The 21,939-nt window shown below is 64.7% G+C and carries 22 protein-coding genes; 12 read left to right on the forward strand and 10 right to left on the reverse strand.

Annotated elements, in window-relative coordinates; genetic code table 11:
* Nucleotides 1–2: 2 nt before the first annotated feature.
* The 3 genes from AAFP30_RS19010 to AAFP30_RS19020 are packed head-to-tail and all read right to left on the reverse strand — an operon-like array spanning nucleotide 3 to nucleotide 2,355.
* A complete protein-coding gene (locus tag AAFP30_RS19010) occupies nucleotides 3–431 on the reverse strand; it encodes an ester cyclase (protein WP_419231543.1) in 429 nt (142 codons plus the stop codon).
* The gene (locus AAFP30_RS19015; RefSeq protein ID WP_419231544.1) at nucleotides 428–970 is read right to left on the reverse strand and encodes a flavin reductase family protein; all 543 of its coding nucleotides are present in this window, start codon (nucleotides 968–970) and stop codon (nucleotides 428–430) included. The genes AAFP30_RS19010 and AAFP30_RS19015 overlap by 4 nt, the downstream gene beginning before the upstream one ends.
* Nucleotides 967–2,355 (reverse strand): LLM class flavin-dependent oxidoreductase, encoded by a 1,389-nt coding sequence (locus AAFP30_RS19020; RefSeq protein WP_419231625.1) that lies wholly within the window; start codon nucleotides 2,353–2,355, stop codon nucleotides 967–969. The genes AAFP30_RS19015 and AAFP30_RS19020 overlap by 4 nt, the downstream gene beginning before the upstream one ends.
* 369 nt (nucleotides 2,356–2,724) lie before the next feature.
* Between AAFP30_RS19020 and AAFP30_RS19025 the strand changes: the two genes are divergently transcribed.
* On the forward strand, nucleotides 2,725–4,059 hold the full coding sequence (locus AAFP30_RS19025; protein ID WP_419231545.1) for an MFS transporter: 1,335 nt from the start codon (nucleotides 2,725–2,727) through the stop codon (nucleotides 4,057–4,059).
* 175 nt (nucleotides 4,060–4,234) lie between these two features.
* Here the strand turns inward: AAFP30_RS19025 and AAFP30_RS19030 are convergent, their stop codons facing one another.
* From AAFP30_RS19030 to AAFP30_RS19040, 3 genes are all read right to left on the reverse strand, one after another.
* Entirely contained in the window at nucleotides 4,235–5,074 is an 840-nt protein-coding gene (locus AAFP30_RS19030; protein ID WP_419231546.1) for an HpcH/HpaI aldolase family protein, read from the reverse strand.
* Nucleotides 5,075–5,152: 78 nt separating this feature from the next.
* Nucleotides 5,153–6,679 carry an aldehyde dehydrogenase (NADP(+)) gene (locus AAFP30_RS19035; protein ID WP_419231547.1) on the reverse strand — a complete coding sequence of 509 codons (1,527 nt, stop codon included), beginning with the start codon at nucleotides 6,677–6,679 and terminating at the stop codon, nucleotides 5,153–5,155.
* An 89-nt stretch (nucleotides 6,680–6,768) separates the two neighbouring features.
* Nucleotides 6,769–8,076 (reverse strand): flavin monoamine oxidase family protein, encoded by a 1,308-nt coding sequence (locus AAFP30_RS19040; RefSeq protein ID WP_419231548.1) that lies wholly within the window; start codon nucleotides 8,074–8,076, stop codon nucleotides 6,769–6,771.
* Nucleotides 8,077–8,280: 204 nt separating this feature from the next.
* Here AAFP30_RS19040 and ribA point away from each other — a divergent pair, with 204 nt between their 5' ends.
* The 5 genes from ribA (at nucleotide 8,281) to AAFP30_RS19065 (ending at nucleotide 13,358) form a co-directional block, all read left to right on the forward strand.
* Nucleotides 8,281–9,531, forward strand: a complete 1,251-nt coding sequence (ribA, locus tag AAFP30_RS19045; RefSeq protein ID WP_419231549.1) for a GTP cyclohydrolase II — start codon at nucleotides 8,281–8,283, stop codon at nucleotides 9,529–9,531.
* Between the two features lie 40 nt (nucleotides 9,532–9,571).
* Nucleotides 9,572–9,988, forward strand: a complete 417-nt coding sequence (locus tag AAFP30_RS19050) for a RidA family protein (protein ID WP_419231550.1) — start codon at nucleotides 9,572–9,574, stop codon at nucleotides 9,986–9,988.
* Nucleotides 9,989–10,029: 41 nt separating this feature from the next.
* Nucleotides 10,030–12,000 (forward strand): FAD-dependent oxidoreductase, encoded by a 1,971-nt coding sequence (locus tag AAFP30_RS19055; protein ID WP_419231551.1) that lies wholly within the window; start codon nucleotides 10,030–10,032, stop codon nucleotides 11,998–12,000.
* A gap of 687 nt (nucleotides 12,001–12,687) precedes the next feature.
* The gene (locus tag AAFP30_RS19060; protein ID WP_419231552.1) at nucleotides 12,688–12,924 is read left to right on the forward strand and encodes a FitA-like ribbon-helix-helix domain-containing protein; all 237 of its coding nucleotides are present in this window, start codon (nucleotides 12,688–12,690) and stop codon (nucleotides 12,922–12,924) included.
* Entirely contained in the window at nucleotides 12,921–13,358 is a 438-nt protein-coding gene (locus AAFP30_RS19065) for a type II toxin-antitoxin system VapC family toxin (protein ID WP_419231553.1), read from the forward strand. Before AAFP30_RS19060 ends, AAFP30_RS19065 begins: the two co-directional genes overlap by 4 nt.
* Here AAFP30_RS19065 and AAFP30_RS19070 read toward each other — a convergent pair.
* The 4 genes from AAFP30_RS19070 to AAFP30_RS19085 all read right to left on the reverse strand — a co-directional run bounded on the left by AAFP30_RS19070 (nucleotide 13,318) and on the right by AAFP30_RS19085 (nucleotide 15,405).
* Nucleotides 13,318–13,854 carry a CoA transferase gene (locus AAFP30_RS19070; RefSeq protein WP_419231554.1) on the reverse strand — a complete coding sequence of 179 codons (537 nt, stop codon included), beginning with the start codon at nucleotides 13,852–13,854 and terminating at the stop codon, nucleotides 13,318–13,320. The genes AAFP30_RS19065 and AAFP30_RS19070 overlap by 41 nt on opposite strands.
* A gap of 264 nt (nucleotides 13,855–14,118) precedes the next feature.
* Entirely contained in the window at nucleotides 14,119–14,523 is a 405-nt protein-coding gene (locus AAFP30_RS19075) for a type II toxin-antitoxin system VapC family toxin (protein ID WP_419231555.1), read from the reverse strand.
* Nucleotides 14,524–14,526: 3 nt separating this feature from the next.
* Nucleotides 14,527–14,805, reverse strand: coding sequence for a type II toxin-antitoxin system Phd/YefM family antitoxin (locus AAFP30_RS19080; RefSeq protein ID WP_419231556.1), 279 nt, complete (start codon nucleotides 14,803–14,805; stop codon nucleotides 14,527–14,529).
* Between the two features lie 309 nt (nucleotides 14,806–15,114).
* Entirely contained in the window at nucleotides 15,115–15,405 is a 291-nt protein-coding gene (locus AAFP30_RS19085; RefSeq protein WP_419231557.1) for a hypothetical protein, read from the reverse strand.
* A 39-nt stretch (nucleotides 15,406–15,444) separates the two neighbouring features.
* Here AAFP30_RS19085 and AAFP30_RS19090 point away from each other — a divergent pair, with 39 nt between their 5' ends.
* The 6 genes from AAFP30_RS19090 (at nucleotide 15,445) to AAFP30_RS19115 (ending at nucleotide 21,909) form a co-directional block, all read left to right on the forward strand.
* Complete coding sequence (locus AAFP30_RS19090; RefSeq protein WP_419231626.1) at nucleotides 15,445–16,236, forward strand: enoyl-CoA hydratase-related protein; 792 nt, start codon at nucleotides 15,445–15,447, stop codon at nucleotides 16,234–16,236.
* Nucleotides 16,237–16,277: 41 nt separating this feature from the next.
* The gene (locus AAFP30_RS19095; protein ID WP_419231558.1) at nucleotides 16,278–17,027 is read left to right on the forward strand and encodes an SDR family NAD(P)-dependent oxidoreductase; all 750 of its coding nucleotides are present in this window, start codon (nucleotides 16,278–16,280) and stop codon (nucleotides 17,025–17,027) included.
* Nucleotides 17,028–17,034: 7 nt separating this feature from the next.
* The gene (locus tag AAFP30_RS19100; RefSeq protein ID WP_419231559.1) at nucleotides 17,035–18,705 is read left to right on the forward strand and encodes a class I adenylate-forming enzyme family protein; all 1,671 of its coding nucleotides are present in this window, start codon (nucleotides 17,035–17,037) and stop codon (nucleotides 18,703–18,705) included.
* Nucleotides 18,706–18,713: 8 nt separating this feature from the next.
* A complete protein-coding gene (locus AAFP30_RS19105; protein ID WP_419231560.1) occupies nucleotides 18,714–19,937 on the forward strand; it encodes an acyl-CoA dehydrogenase family protein in 1,224 nt (407 codons plus the stop codon).
* A 159-nt stretch (nucleotides 19,938–20,096) separates the two neighbouring features.
* Nucleotides 20,097–21,242: an acyl-CoA dehydrogenase family protein gene (locus tag AAFP30_RS19110; RefSeq protein WP_419231561.1), complete on the forward strand. Its 1,146-nt coding sequence runs from the start codon at nucleotides 20,097–20,099 to the stop codon at nucleotides 21,240–21,242.
* Between the two features lie 13 nt (nucleotides 21,243–21,255).
* Complete coding sequence (locus AAFP30_RS19115; RefSeq protein WP_419231562.1) at nucleotides 21,256–21,909, forward strand: TetR/AcrR family transcriptional regulator; 654 nt, start codon at nucleotides 21,256–21,258, stop codon at nucleotides 21,907–21,909.
* Nucleotides 21,910–21,939: the final 30 nt, after the last annotated feature.

Consider the following 21,939-nt stretch of genomic DNA (forward strand, 5'->3'; position numbering starts at 1 on the left):
GCTCAGACTCCGGATCGCTGTGGGGTGGTCAGGTGCCAAATACCAAGGGCTGAGAGCAATTCGCGGGGATCCCAGACGACTTCCTCGGAAGTGATGAGACCGTCGCGGTGGTTGATGAACGACGCGCCGGACACCGTGACGGTGCGTCCGGTGGGCGGGACGCCCATGAACTCGCCGGAGTGTGTGCCGCAACTCTCCCAGTGGATGGCGATGATGCCGTGGTCTTCGACGGCGGTGCGAAGGCGGACGGTGAAGTCGCTGAATGCCGCGTGCTGCTCCTCGATCTGGTGCAGGACGTCGGTCAGAGTCTCTGGCCCGGTCTTGGACTGGCGGTGGTAGTCGGGGGCGGTGATGGACTCGAACGCTGTGGTGTCACCTTGCCCCCACGCCTTTGCCCAGGCGGTGGTGACCTGGTCGAGAATGCCGGTCATGCGCTGACCTTCCTTTCCGATGATGAGGGTGTCGGCCAGAGGTTGAAATCGCCGAACTTGCCGCCGCGGAACAACAGTGCGTCGCCGGCACCGATCTCGAGTGCATGAATCGCACCGACGATGACGAAATGATCACCGGCCACGACCTCGGAGAGGACCTCACAGTGCACCCATGCGGCCGACCCGGCGATGCGGGGGGTGCCGATGACGGACTCCGCGAAATCGACGTCGCGGAACTTGTCGTCGCCCTTTCGTGAGAGTGCCCGGCACACCGAAAGCTGTTCGGTGGAGAGGATATTGGCGGTGAAACGACCCAGGGATCGCAGGGTGGGCCAAGTGCTCGAACTCTTGTCGACGCAGAAGGTTGCCAACGGCGGGTCCAGCGACAGCGACTGAAAGGTGCCGACGATGAGACCACGTGGGGTCCCGTCTGCGGTGAGACCGGTGATTGCCGTGACTCCGGTGGGGAGCGTGCCGAAGGCCTCGCGGAACTGTCCCGCGTCGATCGGTTCCGGCTCGGTGGTGACGATGACGGTCATGCCGGCACCGCCTCAGGGGAACCGGTGGTGGCCGCACGGTGGTGTGCCGCACCCGGGTGGTCTACGAACAACTGCGTATTCCCCTCGCCGAAGAGGTTCTCCCGCAGAGTATTTCCTTCATAGGAGGTCCGCATGGCACCACGCCGTTGCAACTCCGGAACCACATAGGTGATGAAGTCTTCGACGTCGGCGAACTTGATCGCGTGAGCGACGTTGAATCCATCGACACCGGTCTCCTCCATCCAGGAGATCAGTTCGGCGGCAACCGTCTCCGGTCCGCCGACGATGACCGGCGAGGTACCACCGATGCCGTTCTCCAGAGCGATGTCGCGGGGAGTCCACTTCTTGCCCGAGTCGAGCTTCGTGTAGACGTCGACCATGGTCTGGGCGGCATTGGTCTGGACGTCCTCAAAGGGCTGATCGGGATCGAACTGCGCCATGTCCAGTCCGGTCCATCCGCTGTAGCGGGCCATGGCGCCGTCGTAGGACACCAGTTCGCGGTACTGCTCGTACTTGCGTTGGGCCTCCTCATCGGTCGGCGCCGAAATGACCGTGATCATCTGCAGCACGGCGATGTGGTCGGGGTTGCGCCCGAACTCCAGGGCTTTCGCCCGCAGCGCATCGACCTGCTTCTTGAGACCGGGCTTCGACATCGAGTTCATGAAGACGGCCTCTGCGGTCTTGGCGGCGAGCGCGACTCCGGCCGGCGACCCGCCGGCCTGGAAGATCACCGGCGTCCGCTGCGTGGAGGGCTCGCACGCAAAAATGCCGGGTACGGTGAAATGTTTTCCCTCGTGCGCGATTTCGTGCACTCGCTCCGGATCGACATACGTACCGGTCTCCTTGTCACGCACGACCGCGTCGTCGTCCCAGGACCCTTCCCACAGCTTGAGCGCGACGTCGATGAACTCTTCGGCGCGTTCGTAGCGTTCATCGTGGGCGAGTTGCGTGCCGTTCCCGAGGTTACGCGCAGCCGAATCCGAGTACGACGTAACGACATTCCAGCCGATGCGGCCGTCGGTGACATGGTCCAGCGTGGTGAACTTCCGGGCCACGGTGTAGGGCGGGGTGTAGGCGGTCGAAGTCGTCACACCGAACCCGAGATGTCGAGTGGCCGCGGCCATGGCCGGCACGAGATAGGACGGGTCATTGGTGGGGATCTGGGCCGCGTCGCGCAGGGCGTCGGCGACACTGCCGTTGTACTTCTCGTGGTAGCCATCGTTGTCGGCGAAGAACATTCCGTCGAAGCACGCGGCCTCGAGCTTCTTGGCGTACTCGATCCACGTACGGATATCGGTGTAGTCGGCTCCGCGATCACGCTCGTGTCGCCAGAGGCCGGCGGACAGGTGCGCCGGTCCGTTGAAGTCGAACGCGAGCAATTTCATGTGCTTCATGGACACTCTCCTGATGTGTTCACTAGATGGATAGATAAACCATCTGTTGGATACTGCTCAAGATAGAGTGACCCGAGGCACAGTGTCAAGAGGTGGCAGTGTGCCTTATTTCCGCAGAGCCAGCGACTGTCGCCAGTGTCTCGCCAAACTATTGACACCGAATGAGACTGGTGCCACAATTTGATCACTTCGTTCATCAAGTGAACGTCGGCGGGTGGGTCAACCGGCGTATCCGCACCATCGCCCCGTGGCCCTTACGAGCCTTCGCGCTACTTACACGTCCACGCGACCTGGCGGGCAGGGATGCGATTTCTGCACGTCGCCCAAGGAGTACACCCAGTGATAGACAGGACTCAATTCGTGGAAGTTCACAGCAGCCCGGCGCAGAAACGTCGGTTCCTCATCCGGCTGACGGGGGTGGTATCGGGCGGGATGTTTCTCGACGGCTACATCCTCGGCATCATCGGGACCGTGATCGGCGCGATTCAAACCGATCTGTCGATGTCGGTCTTCGCCGAGGGCGCCGTCGCCTCGGCCGCACTGATCGGCATCTTCATCGGCGGACCGCTCGGCGGATGGCTCACCGACAAACTCGGACGAAAGCTGTTGTTCTCGCTCGACCTGATCCTGTTCGCGGCCGCCTCATTCGTTCAGTTCTTCGTCGACTCGCCCACCGAACTGTTCATCATCCGGTTGCTGATGGGCATCGCAATCGGTGCGGACTACTCGATCGGATGGCCACTCCAGGCCGAGTTCAGCCCTCGGCGACTACGCGGACGGCTTCTCGCACTGCAGGAGGTGCTCTGGTACGTCGGTTTCGTGACCGCATTCCTCATCGGCTATGTCATGGTCAACGTATGGCACCTCGACTGGCGATTCATCCTGGGCACCAGCACTTTTCCCGCCGTCGCTCTGCTGATCGCCCGTATCGGCATGCCCGAATCGCCGCGCTGGCTGATGCAACAGAAACGTGAGGCCGACGCGATGCGCATCGCCGAGCGCTATCTCGAAGATCCCGACGACGTGGCGGACATCAGCAACGAGACCGCGGCCAAGGGCTCCTTCCGCAGTCTGTTCAATGACCACAATCGACGCAACGTCATCTTCATCTCGGTCTTCTGGTTCTGTGCAGTGACACCGTACTTCGCGATCGCGACCTTCGCGGCGAGCGTCTTGGAGAAGTACGGACTCAGCGACGGTCTGGCCGGCGGAATCATCGTCAACGCAGCGGCGATGTTCGGTGTCATGATCTCCGTGATCGCCATCGAGCGCGTTGGTCGGCGACGCCTGACCATCGGACCACAGTGGATCTGCGCAATCGCACTGGTGATCATCGGCACGTGGGTGTCCGCACCGACGATCGTCATCCTGATTCTCTTCTTCGTCTTCGCCTTCTTCAACGCCATGTACACCGCGCTCACCGGCGTCTACCCCGGGGAGATCCTGCCAACCGAAATCCGTGGACTGGGAACCGGATTCGCATGCGCTGTCAGCCGCGTCGGCGCCGCAATGGGCACCTTCCTCCTGCCCTGGGCGATGACGAACCTCGGCGGAACCACGACCATGATCATCGCATCGTTGTTCTGCGTCGCCGGTGCCGTGGTGTCACAGAAGCTCGCACCGGAGATGACCGGGCGCGCACTCAGCGACACCGGCCGGATGCAGGCGATCGACGCGAAGGAACTGACTTCGTAAAGCAGGACGAGAGCGGCCCTCACCGGCAACTTCAGGTTCTGGCGATCCCCGCAACACCCTGGACTTCAGGGAGTTGCGGGGATCGTGGTTTGTGCAGAGTTGACGGACCAGCTGTTCGAGGCACTCCGATCGTGAAGACGGGGAGGGTGCGCCCTTGCCGGCCGTTGCGCAATCATCACCGACGGCGTGTTCGGCACTCCACTGCCTGTTCGAGATGCGCACGCGCGATCTGCTCGAGGTGGACCAGATCGCCTTCGATGCTGACGAAGTCGAATCCGAGGGCCAGCCGGTGTGCGGCCATCGGGCCGTCGTCCGCGTGGATGCCCACTGCTTTGCCGGCAGTGTGGCCGGCACGCAGGATTCGTTCGAGTGCGGCATCTCGCGCCGCCACCGACGCCGGATCGGATGGGTGCGCACCACCCACAGCCAAGGTCAGATCGTAGGGGCCTACATAGAGTGCATCGAGGCCGTCGACTGCCGCGATCTCTTCGACGTTCTCGAGGCCGGCGGCTGTTTCTATCATGACCGCGACCAGGGTCTCGTCGTTGACGACAGCGAGATCGGATCCGCGGCGCAACTCGCCGCGCATCGGGCCGAAGGACCGTCGTCCCATCGGCGGGTACTTCGCGTTGCGGACGGCTTCGCGCGCCGCGTCCGCATCGTCGATCATCGGGATGATGACTCCGGCGGCGCCGGCATCGAGGGCCTGGCCGATGCAGGTGAGATCGTTGGCGCTGGTGCGGACAAGTCCGATCGTGGGTGTGGGACCGAGACCGGCACCCGCGTCTATCGCGATCAGCCCGTCCCGGATCTCGCGGTAGCCCATCAGGCCGTGCTGTTGATCCAGGCACAGGTAGTCGTATCCGACGCGGGCGAGCCGTTCGGCCATCACCGCGGAATCGCCCAGGAGCCAGTACCCCACCATCGGCTCTCTGCGACGAATACGGGACACGAAGTCACCGATTGACTGTGGTTGTTGCGCAGCGGTACTCGTGCCATCGAACGCAGCATTCATAGCGAAGGACTCCTTCGGACATGGCTCCGCACCGAGCCGATCATCGGCTCGGTGCGGATTCAGCAGATTCAGCAGAACTCAGCCGCGAACGTTGACTCCCCACTGACCGGACTGTCCGGCGGGGCTGATCCGCTGCGGTGCGTCAAGTGGGTTGTCGTCGCGGATGGCTTCTGGAAGCAGTCCCGCAGGCGCATCCTGGAACGCGACGGGCCGCAGGAAGCGGCGGATCGCGGTTGCACCGACGGAGGTGTGGGCGATCGCGGTGGTCGCCGGGTAGGGACCACCGTGATGCTGGGCGGGGGTGACGGCGACGCCCGTGGGCCAGCCATTGAAGACCAGACGTCCGGCACGGGTGGCCGCGACCCGCACCAACTGCTGCAGTTCGGCGCGTTCGGCGCCGGTGGGCTCGGTCCGGGTGTGCAGGGTGACGGTGAGGGAGCCGTCGATGCTCTCGAGCACCCGCCGCACGTCGGTGGTGTCGCGGTAGGTGGCGATGACCGCGGTGGGCCCGAAGGTCTCCTCGAGCAATACTTCGGCGTCGCCGACCAGATTCTCCGCGGTCGTCTGCAGCAGCGTCGGGCTAACTTCCGCGACACCACTCGGATGCGGCATGGCCTCACCTTTGACCAGGACATCGACCTTCGGTGCCGCCGAGGCCGCCGCGACCCGGTCGAGATACCCGTCGACGATGCGTGCGGTGAGCATGCGGGCGGCCGGAACCTGTTGTGTCTGTTCCACAATCGAGTCAATGAAAGTGGCGTCCTCGGGGACGAGCAAGATCCCCGGCTTGGTGCAGAACTGTCCCGCACCCAGCGTGAACGATCCGACGAATCCGGTCGCGATCTGCTCGGCACGCTCCTCGAGGGCACCGGTGGTGACAATGGCGGGGTTGACCGAGCCGAGTTCGCCGAAGAACGGGATCGGGATGCGGCGGCTCGCCGCAACGTCGAAGAGCACTCGTCCCCCGACGACCGATCCGGTGAACCCGGCCGCCGCGATCCGCTCGTCGCCGAGTGCGCTGACGCCGGCGTCCTGACCGCTGATCAATGCAAAGGTTCCTGCGGGCGCTCCGGATTCGCGCAGCGCCCGGTTCACGATGGCGGCGGTACGCGCCGAGGTCTCGAGGTGCCCGGGATGCGCTTTGACGATGACAGGGCAACCTGCGGCCAACGCCGAGGCGGTGTCGTTGCCCGCGACAGAGAAGGCGAAGGGAAAGTTGCTGGCGGCGAACACCACTACCGGGCCCAGGGGGATCTGGAAGCGGCGCAGGTCCGGGCGCGGGCCGAGCGCGAAGTCCGGGTCGGCCGGGTCGATCACGACGTCGAGGAAGCCGCCGTCGAGGAGTTCCTGGGCGAACATCCGCAGTTGCACGCTGGTGCGCTTGACCTCGCCGGTCAGGCGGGCGTTCGGCAGCCCGCTCTCCCGTTCCGCAATGGCCACGAGCTCATCGGTCGCCGCCTCGAGCGCGTCGGCCACTGCACAGAGGATCGCCGCCCGATCGCCGGGCGCACGATCGGCCCAGTCGGGTGCCGCTGACGCAGCCGCCGCGAGCGTGGCCTCGAGGTCGGCGTCGGTGGTGTCGGGCAGGAAGGGGGTGTCGGCCATGAGAGTTCTCCGTTTGTGGTCGGACGCCAGGGATCGGCAATCCAGCAGGGTTTGGTTGTACGGGTAAAAACTTTGTGCAACAGGTCTATTCAGTTGGATGTGGGAAGACTGGCGGCGACAGCGGCCGACGTGCGCAGCGCACTTTCGATCGCCCCGTCGATGAAGCCGGGCCACAGGTTGGCGGTGTCGGCGCTCGCGAAGTGCAGTACGCCTTCGGCGGCACGCTGGTCCTCGAGGTAGCGGGTCATCTGATCCGGACGGGCGATGTGCCAGGTCTCCCCCGCGTACGGGTCGGCCATCCAGTCGTGTCCGGTGGCGTCGAGGACCTCGAGGTCGGGCCGCCACACGGCGACCGCCGCACGCACGGCGTCGAGGTTGTTGGGATCGAGGCGGTCGATGTCGGCGCCGAAGCCGACCAGCACGGCGTGATCGTCGGCAAGATACTCGGTCCGCAGCACCGAAAGTGGATGATCCGCTGACGAATACGCGACGAAGGGTTCGATGGGGCCGCGCACCTTCAGCCACGCCTTCACCCCACGCGATGCGGTCTTCTCCGCCCCGGCAGCGCGTTTGCCCGCGTTGAGCTCCGGGGTCACCGGGAGGTTGCCGAGGATGTTCTGCGGCAGGGTGACGATGACCCGCCGGGCGACGACGTCGTCGCCGTCATTCAGGGTCAGCCGGGCGCTGTCGGCATCGTGGGTGATGGCGGTGACCTCGACGTCGGTGCGGATCTCGGCGTCGGTATCGGCAGCCAGCGCGGCGACCAGGGCGGCGGTACCGTCCTCCAGTCGGAAGATTGCGGTGGCCTCGTGCATCAGTTCCCACGATCCGGCGGTGGCGGCCGTCCAGCGCAGCGCACTGAGGAATCCTGTGTCGTGCAGCGGTGCGTTGAGGTGGCCGATCCAGGCGGCGGCGTTGGCGTTGTACTCCTCGACGCCGAGGCCGAGTTTGTCGAGACGCTCGGCGACCGACCAACTGTCGGGCTCGGACAGTCCGTCCGTTGTCAGCGGGTCGCTCGCCGGACGCGGCAGCCACTGCATCGCATCGTCGTTGAACCGTCGCATGCCGTCGTCGATGAGCGAGAGGTAGTCGTCGAGCGTGCCGGTCCGGATCTCCTCCCCCGCAAGCCAATAGGCGTCACGGGCGCGTGGTCCGCGGGTGATCGGCAAGCCGTAGCGAGTGACCTCGGCCCACACGTGCGGCTGGACCCAGTGCAGCCAGGTACCGCCGATCTCCAGGTTGTGACCGAGCCGGTGGTCCGTCCAGACGCGGCCGCCGAGTCGCGGTCGGGCCTCGAGCACAACAACCCGCAGACCCGCGCGGGACAGCTCGCGGCTCGCGATCAGTCCGGCGATGCCGCCACCGATGATCGCGACATCGATGGAGCTGCTTTCCATCTGTTGCGCCATACCTCGCCCGTCGTCATGATCACTAGATGAATCATATGTTCGTTAGATGGTTACATCGTGAGTGGCGGATCGCACTCTGTCAAGGGCTGAGGGATATCGAGGTCACTCTTGACGAACCCTGCGAGCGGTGTCACACTTTGAACACTTCATTCATCTAGTGATCACACCAAGCCAGTCCAAAGGAGTACTGCGATGTCGACGATTCGAGCGGCGATCACGGCGTTGGCCGAGCGAAAGATGGTTCTGGTCGTCGACGACGCGGACCGGGAGAACGAGGGCGACCTGATCATGGCAGCCGAGCACGCCACGGTGGACTCGGTCGCCTTCTTCCTCGAACACACCTCCGGATTCTTGTGCGTGTCGATCGACGAGGATCGGGCAAAACGACTCGATCTCGACCTCATGGTCGCCGACAACACCGATCGACATCGCACCGCCTACCTGATCAGCGTCGACTACCGACACGGCACCACCACCGGCATCGGTGCCGGCGACCGGGCCGCCACGGTCCGTGCCCTGGCCGACCCTCGCATCGCGCCCGACGACCTGTCCCGTCCCGGTCATGTCATGCCGCTGCTGGCCAAGCCGGGTGGTGTTCTCGAGCGTCCCGGCCACACCGAAGCCGGCGTCGACCTGTGCCGCCTCGCCGGCCTCTCCGGTGCGGCACTGTTGTGCGAGGTCGTCACCCCGGATCGCCGGGATATGATGCGCGGCAACGACCTCCGGGAGTTCGCCGCCACCCACGGCATCCCGATGATCTCCATCGCCGAGTTGCGGGCCTACCGCACCCGGATCGAGAGCGGTGCCGTCACGGAACTGCGCCCCCGCCTGGTCATCTCGCCCCCGACGGTGACCCGTACCGGGTCCAGCACGCTACCCACCGACGTGGGCACATTCGCCGCCGTCGCCTACCGCGCGTCGAACAATGTCGAGCACATGGCGCTCGTGATGGGCGATCCGGCGGCCGAGAACGCCCCGCTGGTCCGGATTCACAGCGAGTGCATCACCGGCGATCTTGCCGGGTCCCTCCGCTGCGACTGTGGCGAACAGTTCCGAAATGCGTTGCACGCCATCAGTGAGTCCGGCACCGGGGTGCTGATCTACCTGCGCGGTCATGAAGGTCGGGGCATCGGTCTCGGCCACAAACTGCGCGCCTACGAACTCCAGCAGTACGAGGGCCTCGACACCATCGACGCGAACCTGCGACTCGGCCTGCCGATCGACTCCCGCAACTACGACGACGCCTGCGCGATCCTCGATGATCTCGGCGTTCGTTCACTTCGCCTGCTGACCAACAACCCGGACAAGATCGCCGCTCTCACCGAAAGCGGCATCACGGTCATCGAGCAGGTTGCGCACGAATCGATACCGACTCAGCACAACCGCCCCTATCTGGTGGCCAAGCGAGATCGCCTGGGCCACAGTCTCAAATGTCTCGGCTGAACCCGAGCAAGTAGTAACTCACCCACGAAAGGACCCACCTATGACCACCGTCGAGAACGCCATCGAAACCCGTCCCGCGCCGTTCACCTGGGCACAGACCGCGCAATACAGCCAGGGCACCCGCTCCGGCGACCTCGTTTTCACCTCCGGCCAGGCCGGGTATGACGACAGCGGAAACCTGGTCGAGGGCGGCTTCGAAGCGCAGGCCCGTCAGGTGCTCACCAATATCAAGGCCGTCCTGGAACAGCACGGTGCGTCCCTCGATTCCGTCGTCAAGCTGACCGCATACCTCGGTGACCGCAACGACTTTGACGCGTTCAAGAAGGTCCGCGGCGAGTTCTTCTCCAGCCCCTGGCCGGCAGTAACCGCGGTGCAGAACTCGTTCTTGGTCGACGGCATGCTGGTCGAGATGGACGCGATTGCCACCGTCGGCGGTCGGCGCGTCGCCGTCGGATGACCTGACCCGCTCCCACTCACTTCGTCACGATCAGGATCTCCATGTCCAGCACTCTCTTTCCGAACCTGCTGTCGCCATTACATATTGGCGCAGTCACTCTCCGCAACCGCATCTTCTCCTCGGGCCATGACACGGTCATGGTGCACGACGGCGCAGTCACCGATCAGCTCGTCGAGTATCACCGGGCGCGAGCGATCGGTGGAGCGGGTCTGATCATCATGCAGGTAGCCGGAATCCACGAGACCGCGCACTACACATCGCACTCGTTGATGGCCACCGATGACAGTTGCATCGATGGCTATCGGCGAGTCGTCGACGCGGTACACCCTCACGGGTGTGCCCTGTTCGGTCAGGTATTCCACCCCGGACGAGAGATCATGGAATCCACCGACGGCGCGCTGCCCGTCGCCTACGCCCCCTCCGCGGTGCCCAACGAGCGGTTCCGTGTGATGCCTCGCCCGATGTCGGAGACGATGATCGCCGAGGTGGTGGCGGGGTACGCGGCGGGCGCGCGGCGGCTACAGCAAGCCGGGCTCGATGGCGTTGAGATCGTGGCCAGCCACGGCTACCTTCCCGCGCAATTCCTCAGTCCCACAGCGAATCTGCGCACCGATGGGTACGGCGGAGACCTCGAAGGACGGATGCGTTTCCTGCGCGAGGTGATCGCTGCGGTGCGCGCCGCGGTCACCTCGGACTTCGCGGTCGGCGTGCGACTTTCCAGTGACGAGCACAACTTCGCCGAGGACGAGTGCGCCGACGTCGTCGAGATCTGCCGCCGACTCGACGCCGACGGCGGCCTTGACTACATCGGGATCACCGAAGGCACTTCAGCGAGCATCGGGGGGTCGTTGCACATCGTCCCGCCGATGAGTGAGACCGCTGCATACACCGCGCGAAACGCCGCCGATGTCAAAGCCGCCGTGTCGATCCCGGTTCTCGTCGCAGGCCGGATCAACCAGCCGCAAGAGGCGGAGGTCGTCATCGCGCGGGGCCAGGCCGATGCCTGCGCCATGACCCGAGCGCTCATCTGCGACCCGGATATGCCGGCCAAGGCGCAGGCAGAGCGACCCGACGACATCCGGGCGTGTATCGGATGCAACCAGGCGTGTATCGGCCATTTCCAATCGGGATACCCGATTTCCTGTATTCAACGACCCGAAACCGGCCGCGAACGCGAGTTCGGGACGCTGACAATCACTCCGAAGCCCAAGGACATCATGGTCGTCGGCGGTGGACCCGCAGGTATGAAGGCCGCGTCTATCGCGGCCCAGCGCGGCCACCGGGTCACCCTTCTCGAAGCCGCCGGACGCATCGGCGGTCAGGTACGGCTGGCCGAACTCCTCCCCGGACGATCCGAATTCGGGGGTGCGGCAACCAACCTACAGTCCGAACTCGATCGCTACGGGGTGCTGGTAAAGACCCACGTCGAGGTCGACGCGCAACTCGTCGCCGAGCACCGCCCCGATCACGTCATCGTGGCGACCGGGGCACGGCCGTACCGTCCGCAATTGGAACTCGACGGCGACATGACTGTGCTCGATGCCTGGGACGTCATCAGCTCGGGGGGCTCCACCATGCCCAAGGGTGAGATCGTTGTCGCCGACTGGCGCGGCGACTGGACCGGATTGGGTGTCGCGGAGATGCTTGCTCGTGAAGGGCGTCGTGTCACGTTGTGCGTCAACGGGTTCGCGGCCGGCGAGAATCTTCAACGGTTCACCCGCATCTCCATGTTGCGCGCCGCCGCAGAGGCAAAGGTGAAAGTAGTTCCCACCGCTCGTCTGTACGGCGCCGATGACGACACCGTCTATCTCGTCGACACCATCACCGGTGAGCCGATCATTCTGGACGGGGTTGCCGGATTGGTTCTCGCACTCGGACATACGCCGAACGACGCCCTCCTCGACGAGATCGAGGCACTGGGCATTCCATTCACCGCCGTCGGCGACTGCCTGGCACCGCGCACCGTCGAAGAGGCGGTCCTCGACGGACTGAAGGCCGCGCACGCTCTCTGACCGCAGGGACGTGATCCGTCTGTCTGCTCGTCGAGGTCCAGTCGCGTGAGCTCCGTCTCGCCACCCCTGGCCGCGCTGATCCGCCAGCGTTGCTTGCCCCGCTCGGTGACCGCCGCGTCGATGGCTCGTGGGGACGCGCCCAAAACCGTCAACGGTCGGTCAGTGTGGGGTGCGACGTGCTGGCGTACTTCAGCCACAACGTATGCAGATCGTCGTCAACGAGGTACCAGATCCGTCCAGCGCTGGTGACTTCGTACTGCCATTGATCCATCATCACACCGCGGTGTAGCCCCGTCGCCAAGTCGCCCTTGAGTTGATGATGCAGCGGCGTCGGGGCAGGCCGCTCGGGACGGGCGCGGAGTTCCTCATATGCGACCAGCGTGTTGGCAGCAGCCGTGCGGCATAGAGCTTCCCACCCCCGGGCTACTCCTAGCAGTCAGTGATGAATCGCAAGACACGGCAATGGTTTCAGGCCACCCCCACGGAGGTCAGACTTCTCGCCGACGACCGTGGACCCGGCACGGGGGCGGGGACATCCCGCTCAGCTGATCGCATCCAGTCCGACTTCGAGTCCCGCAATACACACATCCCCGCTGCCACCGCCAAAGAGCACCTTCGAGTTGTCCTGCGGAGCAGAGCAGACCAACTGCTATCATTTCTGTAAACTGATAGCAAGGAGGCGGTGACATGGCCGCGATCACCGTGCGGGGTCTCTCGGACGAGACTCATCGGGCATTGAAAGCCCGCGCCGAACTACATAATCGGAGCACCGAGGCAGAAGTGCGCGCCATTCTCGATGAGGCCGTCTCACCGGCCGAACGCGTGAAGCTGGGGACGCTACTGGCCGAGATAGGCAAGGAGGCGGGAATCGGCATCGAGATCGAACGCAGTCGCAAACCTGACGAGCCAATCAGTTTCTCATGATCGTTCTGGACTCCAATGTGATTTCCGAAGTCATGCGCCCGCAACCGCACCCCGAGGCGGCGGCTTGGCTGGACGAACAGTCGACGCAGACCCTGTACCTGACTGCTATCACTCTGGCGGAAGTACGGTACGGCATCGCGGCACTGCCGCGAGGCAAGCGCCGTGACCGGTTAGCAGATCTCTTCGAGACTCGATTACTGCCCCAATTTGTTGGCAGAGTACTGGTTTTCGACGATCAGGCAAGTGCCAGTTACGCGCGACTGGCCGCCGCCGCTCGCCGACGGGGCGAGTCCATCGGTATGGCTGACGGATTCATCGCCGCAATCGCCCTCGTGCACGGATTTGGCGTCGCCACAAGGGATGTCGAACCATTCGCCGCCGCTGGCGTCCAGGTCATAGATCCGTTCCACCATCCGAAGCCCGCAGGGAGTTGATCTGCGGCGGCGCCACACGCCTCCGCAACCCCTTGGGCCACTCCGAGCAGTCAGCGGCCTGAATGACCATGTCGTAGCCAGGCAACGTGCTGCCGCCACCGAATCCGGTAACCGAACAATAGATGACGTCGGGATTGAGTTGTCGAACATCCTCGTAGCCGAGGCCGAGCCGTGACATGGCCCCCGGGAGAAAGTTCTCGGTGACGATATCGGCGCGGGCGACCAGTTCGCGTGCCTGCTCGAGGTGGTGAGGGTCCCGCAGATCCCAAGCGACAGAACGCTTGTTGCGATTCACCGACTCAAATAGGTGGCCCCGTCCACCGACCACGGCGGACCCCAGTGCCGGGTGTCGTCTCCGGCACCCGGCACGCTCGACCTTGACGACATCTGCACCGAAGTCCGCCAACAACATCGTCGCGTAGGGGCCGGCGAGCACGCGCGCGAAATCTGCGATCACGACGTCGCCCAGCGCCTGTTGCGTTGTCGGTTGCTGCATGTTTGATACCCCTCACGAAGTCGCCAGTCGCGGAAAACGCTACGGTCAACCGTGGGTGCGGCATAGGAGTCAGGCGCCCGACTGGCTGGACATATCCGTCCACGAATTGCTCACACCAGGAATTATCGGCGTTCGCACGGGTCTCATTCCCGCCCACCGGAACGTGCGAGGTCCGACTTCGATTGGCAGACAGACAAACCGGCGATTCCAGGGCATCCCCCACGCCGAATTGACCACCAGTTCAACGCCTCACCGCGTGCGATGCTACCGGCGCATTTCCACGGGATCAGTGACATGCAGGCCCAGGTGCTCGGCGACGTCCTTCATCCTCGAATCGAGCGTGGCCACCGTCACCGGCTCTCCGATGAGCAATGCCGTGGCCAGGTGCAGAGCATCGAGAGTTTTGACGTGTCGCTCGATCGACTCGGCGACACCATGGGTTACCCGGTTCAGCTCAATCAAGCCGACACGGTCGAGCAGCGGCGCTGCATCCGACGGAGACCGGCTGTCGCGCCGCAGGACCCGGATCACCTCGGTACGCAAGAGCCTCGACGAGACGAAGGTCGTTCCCGGCGACTGCATCCACGCTTGCAGACGCTGACGATCGGGCACATCCAGCACTGTGCGCAGCGCCACCGACGAGTCGAGGTAAACCACGGAATCGGCCACGGTTCAGTGATCCCCGGCCATCTCATCGAGCAGCGCGTCGACCTCTGCGTCGGTATAGGTGGGTCCACCTGGACGATCGGGCCAGGGAGCAGGATCGGCAGACGGCGGGGTGTACTGCCCGTCTCGTTCGAGTCGCTCGAGCGCCGTCTCGCCGTCTCGGACCGCGCTGACCCGCCAGCGTGGCTTACCCCGCTCGGTCACCACCACATCGTCGGCGTCGGTGACCTGATCGAGCACCGTTGCGGTCTGCTGGTTGAGCTCACGCTTGGTGATCATCCGCATGGCGACAAGCGTACTACCTTTGTCAGACATTGGTTGTTGCATCACTGCAAGCGGTATGAGGCGGCAGGCCTAAGCTAGATCCTTCCAATGGCGCCACCATTGATCCGCTGAATTTTGATACTCCCGTCGGAGAGTTGGATGGTTGGATCGGATCGCTCCCTGACGACCACACCTCGCTGGATCTCCGCATTGGTCACGGCCTTCACGAACTCGTCGGCCACCGCCACCGACGCCGTGCAGGCCTCCACCGACGGGTTGTGTCCCCGGGCTCGCAACGCGGACGCCCATGGTTGGTGTCCAACACGTGCTTCACAAGTCAGGAGCTCGGACGGTCAGACCGAGTCCATCGGGCTCGAACTCGATGTCGGCACCCTCACTGGTGCACAGCAAGTCGACGAGTGTAACCGGCTCCCGCCCAAGGGCTTCGACGAGAATCTCGAGTGCCCCTGCCTCGACCGACCGGTGATGCTGCTCGGCACGCACGCGCAGAAGAACCACAACAACAACAACAACCACCACCACCACCACTTTTCCTGTGACCCTTGACACGCGCTCGACATTGAATGTACATTCATTCACCATGAAGATATGGTCACCCACGACCGCCACATCATCACCGAGCGAGGAGTCGAGAAGCAGATGAACTACGAGGACATCGAGTACACCGTCGAGGGCCCGACCGCGATCATCACCATGAATCGCCCGCAGCGCTACAACGCTTTTCGCGCCAAGACCGTCGAAGAGATGATCAACGCGTTCCGGCGCGCGTGGGCCGACAAGAACGTGCAGGCCGTCATCCTGACCGGCGCCGGCGAGAAGGCGTTCTGCACCGGCGGCGACGTCAAGCAGCGCGCCGAGACCGGTGACTACGGGCCGTCGGAGAGCGGCATGTTCGAGATCGGGAACCTACACAAGACCATCCGCGACATCCCCAAGCCGGTCATCGCGGCGGTCAACGGCCTGGCCATCGGCGGCGGCCACGTGCTGCACGTCCTGTGCGACCTCACCATCGCCGCCGACACCGCCCGCTTCGGGCAGTCCGGCCCCAAGGTCGGGTCCTACGACGCCGGCTTCGGCTCCGCCTTCCTCGCCCGCGTCGTCGGCGAGAAGCGCGCCCGCGAGATCTGGTACCTGTGCCGCCAGTACGACGCCGAGACCGCCGAGCGCTGGGGCCTGGTCAACTGGGTCGTCCCTGCCGCCGACCTGCTCGACGAGGCGAAGAAGGTTGCCGCCGAGATCGCCGAGAAGTCGCCGACCGCCATCCGCTTCCTCAAGCAGAGCTTCAACGCCGACACCGATCACCAGGCCGGTCTGTCGGCACTCGCGATGAGTTCGCTGGACCTGTTCACGCACTCCCCCGAGGGCCTCGAGGGCGCACAGGCGTTCGCCGAGAAGCGGATGCCCGACTTCAACAAGTACGTCGGCGCCTGAGCCCATCTCCCAACCCCACGACGATTAGGACACCAAACACCATGAGCAGCAAGAACATCGCCGTCGTCACAGGTGCCGGATCGGGCATCGGCAAGGCCATCGCCCTCGCGTTCGCCGCCGAAGGCACCACGGTCATCGCCGCCGACCTCAACCTCGACGCGGCCAAGCAGACCGCCGAGGAGAACTCCAACATCGTGCCGATGAGCGTGGATGTCGCCGACCGCGCAACCGTCGACGCTCTGCGCGAAGCGGTCAACGCCGAGGTGGGCGTACCCAACATCGTCGTCAACGCCGCGGGCTGGGATCGCACCGACCAGTTCCTCAACGCGACAACCGAATTCGCCGAGAAGGTGGTGGCGATCAATTACCTTGGACCGGTACACATCTGCAGTGCGTTCCTGCCCGGCATGGTCGAGGCGTCCAAGGGCGACGACTGGGCCGGTGGCCGCATCGTCAACCTCGCCTCCGACGCCGGTCGCGTCGGCAGCTCCGGTGAGAGCATCTACGCCGGCGCCAAGGGCGGCGTGATCGCGCTGTCGAAGTCGCTGGCTCGGGAGATGGCGCGTTACCAGATCACCGTCAACGCGGTGTGCCCCGGACCCACCGACACCCCGCTCTTCCAGGCACAAGACGAGAAGCTGAAAGCTGCTCTGACCAAGGCTATCCCGTTCCGTCGCCTGGCCCGCCCGGACGAGGTCGCCGCACCTGTCGTGTTCTTCGCTTCGCCCGCAGCGTCGTTCATCACCGGCCAGGTGATCAGCGTCAGCGGTGGCCTCACGATGGCCGGGTGAGAATGCCATGACCTACGTCTACGACGCCCACCAGTACCGCCAGTTCTTCGAGAACGAGTTCACCTACCTCAACGGTTTTCGGCGTAACGTGCATCGTTACGCCGAGCAGGTCGCGATGATCGATCCCGTCTCCGACACCGAATGGACCTATGCGCAGCTCGGTGACGCGGTCGACCGGGTCGCCACCGGCCTGGTCGGGTTGGGTGTCGCAGACGGTGACGTCGTCGCCTACCAGCTGCTCAATGGACCCGAGTTCGCGCAGCTCTACCTGGCGGCCCAGGCCGCGAGTGCTGTCGGTTCGCCGGTCAACTTCCGGCTCGCGGCCGGCGAGACCGCGGTGATCCTCGACGTCAGTCGACCCAAGATCTACGTCTACGAGACCGAACTCGCCGACATGGTCCGCCAGGCCATCGAGATCGCCGACCACACCCCCGAGGTGCTGATCGGTGTCGGCGACGGCGACCTGATCGACGCTCCGAAATCCCTGCGCTTCGCGGAACTGGCTGCTACCGAGCCGAATCCGTCGGTCGCCACCCGCGGGGTGTTCGACGAGACCACACGCCTCTACACCTCGGGTACCACCGGGATGCCGAAGGCGGTGCCGATGAACAGTGCGATCGAGATCTTCTCCGCGCACGACGTCATCATGCACTTCCCACTGTCCCCGGAGGACCGGGCGCTGAATATGACCCCGTGGTTCCATCGCGGCGGATTGTATTGTGCCGGACCGAATCCGACGTTCTACCTCGGATCATCACTGGTGCCGATGCGCACTTTCGACCCAGAACTGACCCTGGACTATGTAGAGCGCTACCGGCTGACGTTCCTGATCGGGGCGCCGACCAACCTGGCGATGCTGGCCACCGCCCAGCAGGCCAAGCCGCGAGATCTGTCCAGCCTCAAGGGCATCGTGACGATGGGCGCGCCGCTGGAACGCGAAGCGGCACTGCGCTACCAGGAGGTGCTCACCCCGCGGATCTTCAACGGTTACGGCAGCACCGAGGGCTTCTGGAACACCTTCCTGCGCCCCACCGATCTGCCCGACCGGGCCGGCACCGCCGGCCGCGCCTGCATCGACGACGACGTCCGCGTGGTCAAGGTGCACGACGACGGCCACCTCGCCAGCGCCGACGAAACGGTCGCCCGCGACGGCTCCGAGGTCGGTGAGGTGATCATCCGCTCCCCCAAGTGTGCTGCCGCCTATTATGATTCGCCGCAGCAGGAGAAGGCGAAGTACAACGGCTCCTGGTTGCACATCGGCGATCTGGCCACCTGGGACGCCCAGGAGTTCGTCACCATCGTCGGCCGCAAGGACGACATGCTGATCTCCGGCGGCGAGAACGTCCACCCGGTGCAGGTCGAGGAAGCCCTCAACGGGCATCCCGACGTCGCCGACTCGCTGGTCGTCGGAGTGCCCGACGAGCGGTGGGGACAACGGGTGGTCGCCTATGTCGTTGCGGCCGAGGGCGCGTCGCTGACCGCGGAGCAACTCGACGAGTACTGTCGCAATCATCCGATGTTGTCGCAGTTCAAACGTCCCCGCGCCTACCGTGTCGTCGACTCGCTTCCGGTGTCGGCGACCGGAAAGAAGTTGCACTACAAGGCAACCGAAATCGCCGCCGTCGAGGTGGCCGCCGGTCAGTTCAACGCTCCCGAGACCACCACCACTTCCAGCTAGGAATCCCGATGTCTGCCAGCAGCTCTGCCCCCAAGTTCTCCGCACTCGACCCGCTCAACCTCGATCTCGGCTACTCCGACGACGAACTTGCCGTACGGGATTCGGTCCGCGGGTTCCTCGATGAGCACGTCACCCCCAATATCGGCGAATGGTTCGAGCAGGGCGGCATCCCGATCGCCCGCGACCTGATGAAACAGTTCGGCGACCTCGGTGTCCTCGGCATGCACCTCGAGGGGTACGGCTGCGGCGGATCGAGTTCCGTGCACTACGGCCTGGCGTGCCTGGAGTTGGAGGCCAGCGACTCCGGGATCCGGTCGATGGTGTCGGTGCAAGGTTCGCTGGCGATGTACTCCATCTACAACAACGGTTCCGAGGAGCAGAAGCAGCAGTGGCTCCCGTCGATGGCCGAGGGCACCACGATCGGCTGCTTCGGCCTCACCGAACCCGACGCCGGCAGTGACCCTGCATCGATGAAGACCCGTGCCCGCAAGGATGGTTCGGACTACATCCTGGACGGCCGCAAGATGTGGATCACCAACTCCCCCATCTCCGATGTCGCCGTCGTGTGGGCCAAGACCGAACTCGACGACGGCAACACCGGCGTCCGCGGGTTCATCGTCCCCACCGACACCCCCGGCGTGTCCACCCCGGAGATCAAACACAAACTGTCGCTGCGCGCCTCGACGACCGGCGAGATCGTCCTCGAGGGTGTGCGACTACCCGCCGACGCCCTGATGCCCGGCACCGACGACCTCACCAAGGGCACCGGCATCAAGGCACCGCTGTCGAGCCTGTCGGAGGCACGCTACGGCATCCTCTGGGGCGCCATGGGTGCGGCCCGCTCCGCGTGGGAGGCCGCGCGGCAATACTCGATGCAGCGCAACCAGTTCGGCAAGCCGCTCGCCGGATTCCAGCTCACCCAGGCCAAACTCGCCGACATGGCCGTCGAACTCAACAAGGGCACGCTGCTCGCCCAGCACCTCGGCCGGCTGAAGGACTCCGTCGGTCTGCGCCCGGATCAGGTCAGCTTCGGCAAGCTCAACAACACCCGCGAAGCGATCGAGATCTGCCGCACCGCCCGAACCATTCTGGGCGGCAACGGAATCTCGCTGGAGTTCCCGGTGATCCGGCACATGGTCAACCTGGAATCGGTGCTCACCTATGAAGGCACGCCGGAGATGCATCAACTTGTTTTGGGCCAAGCGTTTACGGGTGAGAGTGCGTTCCGCTGACCGTTCGTTCGCTGCGGGACTGGTCTCGATACGCCGCCTCGCCTAGCGGCTCGGAGGCTACTCGACCAGCGGAGGGAACATCGCCGCTCCGGGCTACTCGATCAGCGGGCAGACGCGCTCGATCAGCGAAAGCAAACCCCGACTCAACAAAGGAGAATCATGACCTCCCTCACGCACGACATCGAACACAAGCACTTCCGTGAGACCGTCGCCAAGTTCGTCGCCGAGCAGATCACGCCGCAGCACGAGAACTGGGAGCAGGCCGGACTGTGGGATCGCAGCTTGTTCACCGAGGCCGGCAAGAACGGGCTGCTGGGGTTCCCGGTGCCCGAGGCCTACGACGGGCCCGGCGTCGACGACTTCCGGTACAACGCCATCGTCATCGAAGAGACCGCGAAAACCGGTGCGGCCGCGGAGGCCATCGCGTTCTCACTGCAGAACGACGTGGTGCTGCCCTACCTCGTCGAGATGACCAACGAGGAACAGAAGGCGCGGTGGTTGCCGGGTGTGGTGGCGGGTGAGACGGTGCTCGGCATCGCGATGACCGAACCGGGCACCGGCAGCGACCTCACCGGCATCCGTACCTCTGCGGTGCTCGACGGCGACCACTACGTGGTCAACGGGTCCAAGACCTTTATCTCCAACGGCCGCAACGGCAATCTGTTCGTCGTCGCCACCCGCACCAGCTCCGACAAGCACAAAGGACTGACGCTGCTCGTCGTCGAGGCCGACACCCCCGGCTTCGAACGCGGCCGCAACCTCGACAAGATCGGCCTGCACGCCCAGGACACCAGCGAACTCTCCTTCACCGACATGCGGGTGCCCGTCGCGAACCGGCTCGGCGAGGAGGGGCAGGGTTTCTACCAACTGGTGCACAACTTGCCGCAGGAGCGGCTGTCGCTGGCGATCGGTGCGGTCGCCGCGGCGGAGGGCACGTTCGCCCGCACGCTGGAGTATGTGAAGGAGCGCACTGCCTTCGGGTCGCCGATCTCGTCGTTTCAGAACACGCAGTTCGTGCTCGCCGAGCTGGCCACCGAACTCGACATCGCCCGCGCCTTCCTCGACGACTGCATCGCCGACCATGTCGAGGGCAAGCTGACCCCGGCCCGTGCGGCGAAGCTCAAGTGGTGGGCCACCGAACTGCAGTTCAGCACCGCCAACCGGTGCCTGCAGCTGCACGGCGGCTACGGGTACATGCGGGAATACCCGGTGTCGCAGGCATTCGTCGACGCCCGCATCCAGACCATCTACGGCGGCACCACCGAGATCATGAAGACGATCATCGCCAAGGATCTGGGCATCTGAGAGGATTGGGGCCATGAGCACGACATCCGATGACGTCCAGGCGGCCGTACGCGCGGTCCGCGCGTCGTCGCGTCGGCGCCAGCTCCTCGACGCAGCCGTCGCGGTGATGGGCCGCACCGGTTTTCATTCGATGTCAATGCAGGCGCTGGCCGACGAGGCCCAGGTCAGCGTCGGCCTGTTCTACAAATATTTCGGCAGCAAAGAGGACATCCTGCTCGCCGCCATCGTCGACATCCTGGAGACCTTCCGCGATCAGCTGCAGCCCGCGATGGACCTGGCCGGCGACGACCCCGTCATGCAGCTGATCGCCGGCTTCCGGCAGTACACCACCATCGTCGACGAGAACCGCGACGCCGTGGTGCTGACCTACCGAGAGAGCCGCACCCTGGACGCCGAGGGCCGCGAACGCATCAAGGAACTCGAAGTGGAGACCTCCGCGCCGATGGCCGACGCCATCCGCGCCGGTATCGCCGCCGGGCTGCTCAACGACGTCGACGTCGACCTCGTCGTGTTCGACCTGATGATGTTGGCGCACGGGTGGGCGCTCAAGCACTGGCATTTCGCACCCGAGTACGCGCTGGAGTCCTACATCGCTGCGCAGCTGCGATTCACGTTGTCGGCGTTGGTGGTTGGGGACAAGGTGGAGGAGTATCTGGCGCGGATCTGACGGACTCCGTCGGCGTATCCATTGCCGCCC

This window comes from Gordonia sp. CPCC 205515 (genome assembly GCF_048537925.1).
Taxonomy (GTDB): Bacteria; Actinomycetota; Actinomycetes; order Mycobacteriales; family Mycobacteriaceae; genus Gordonia.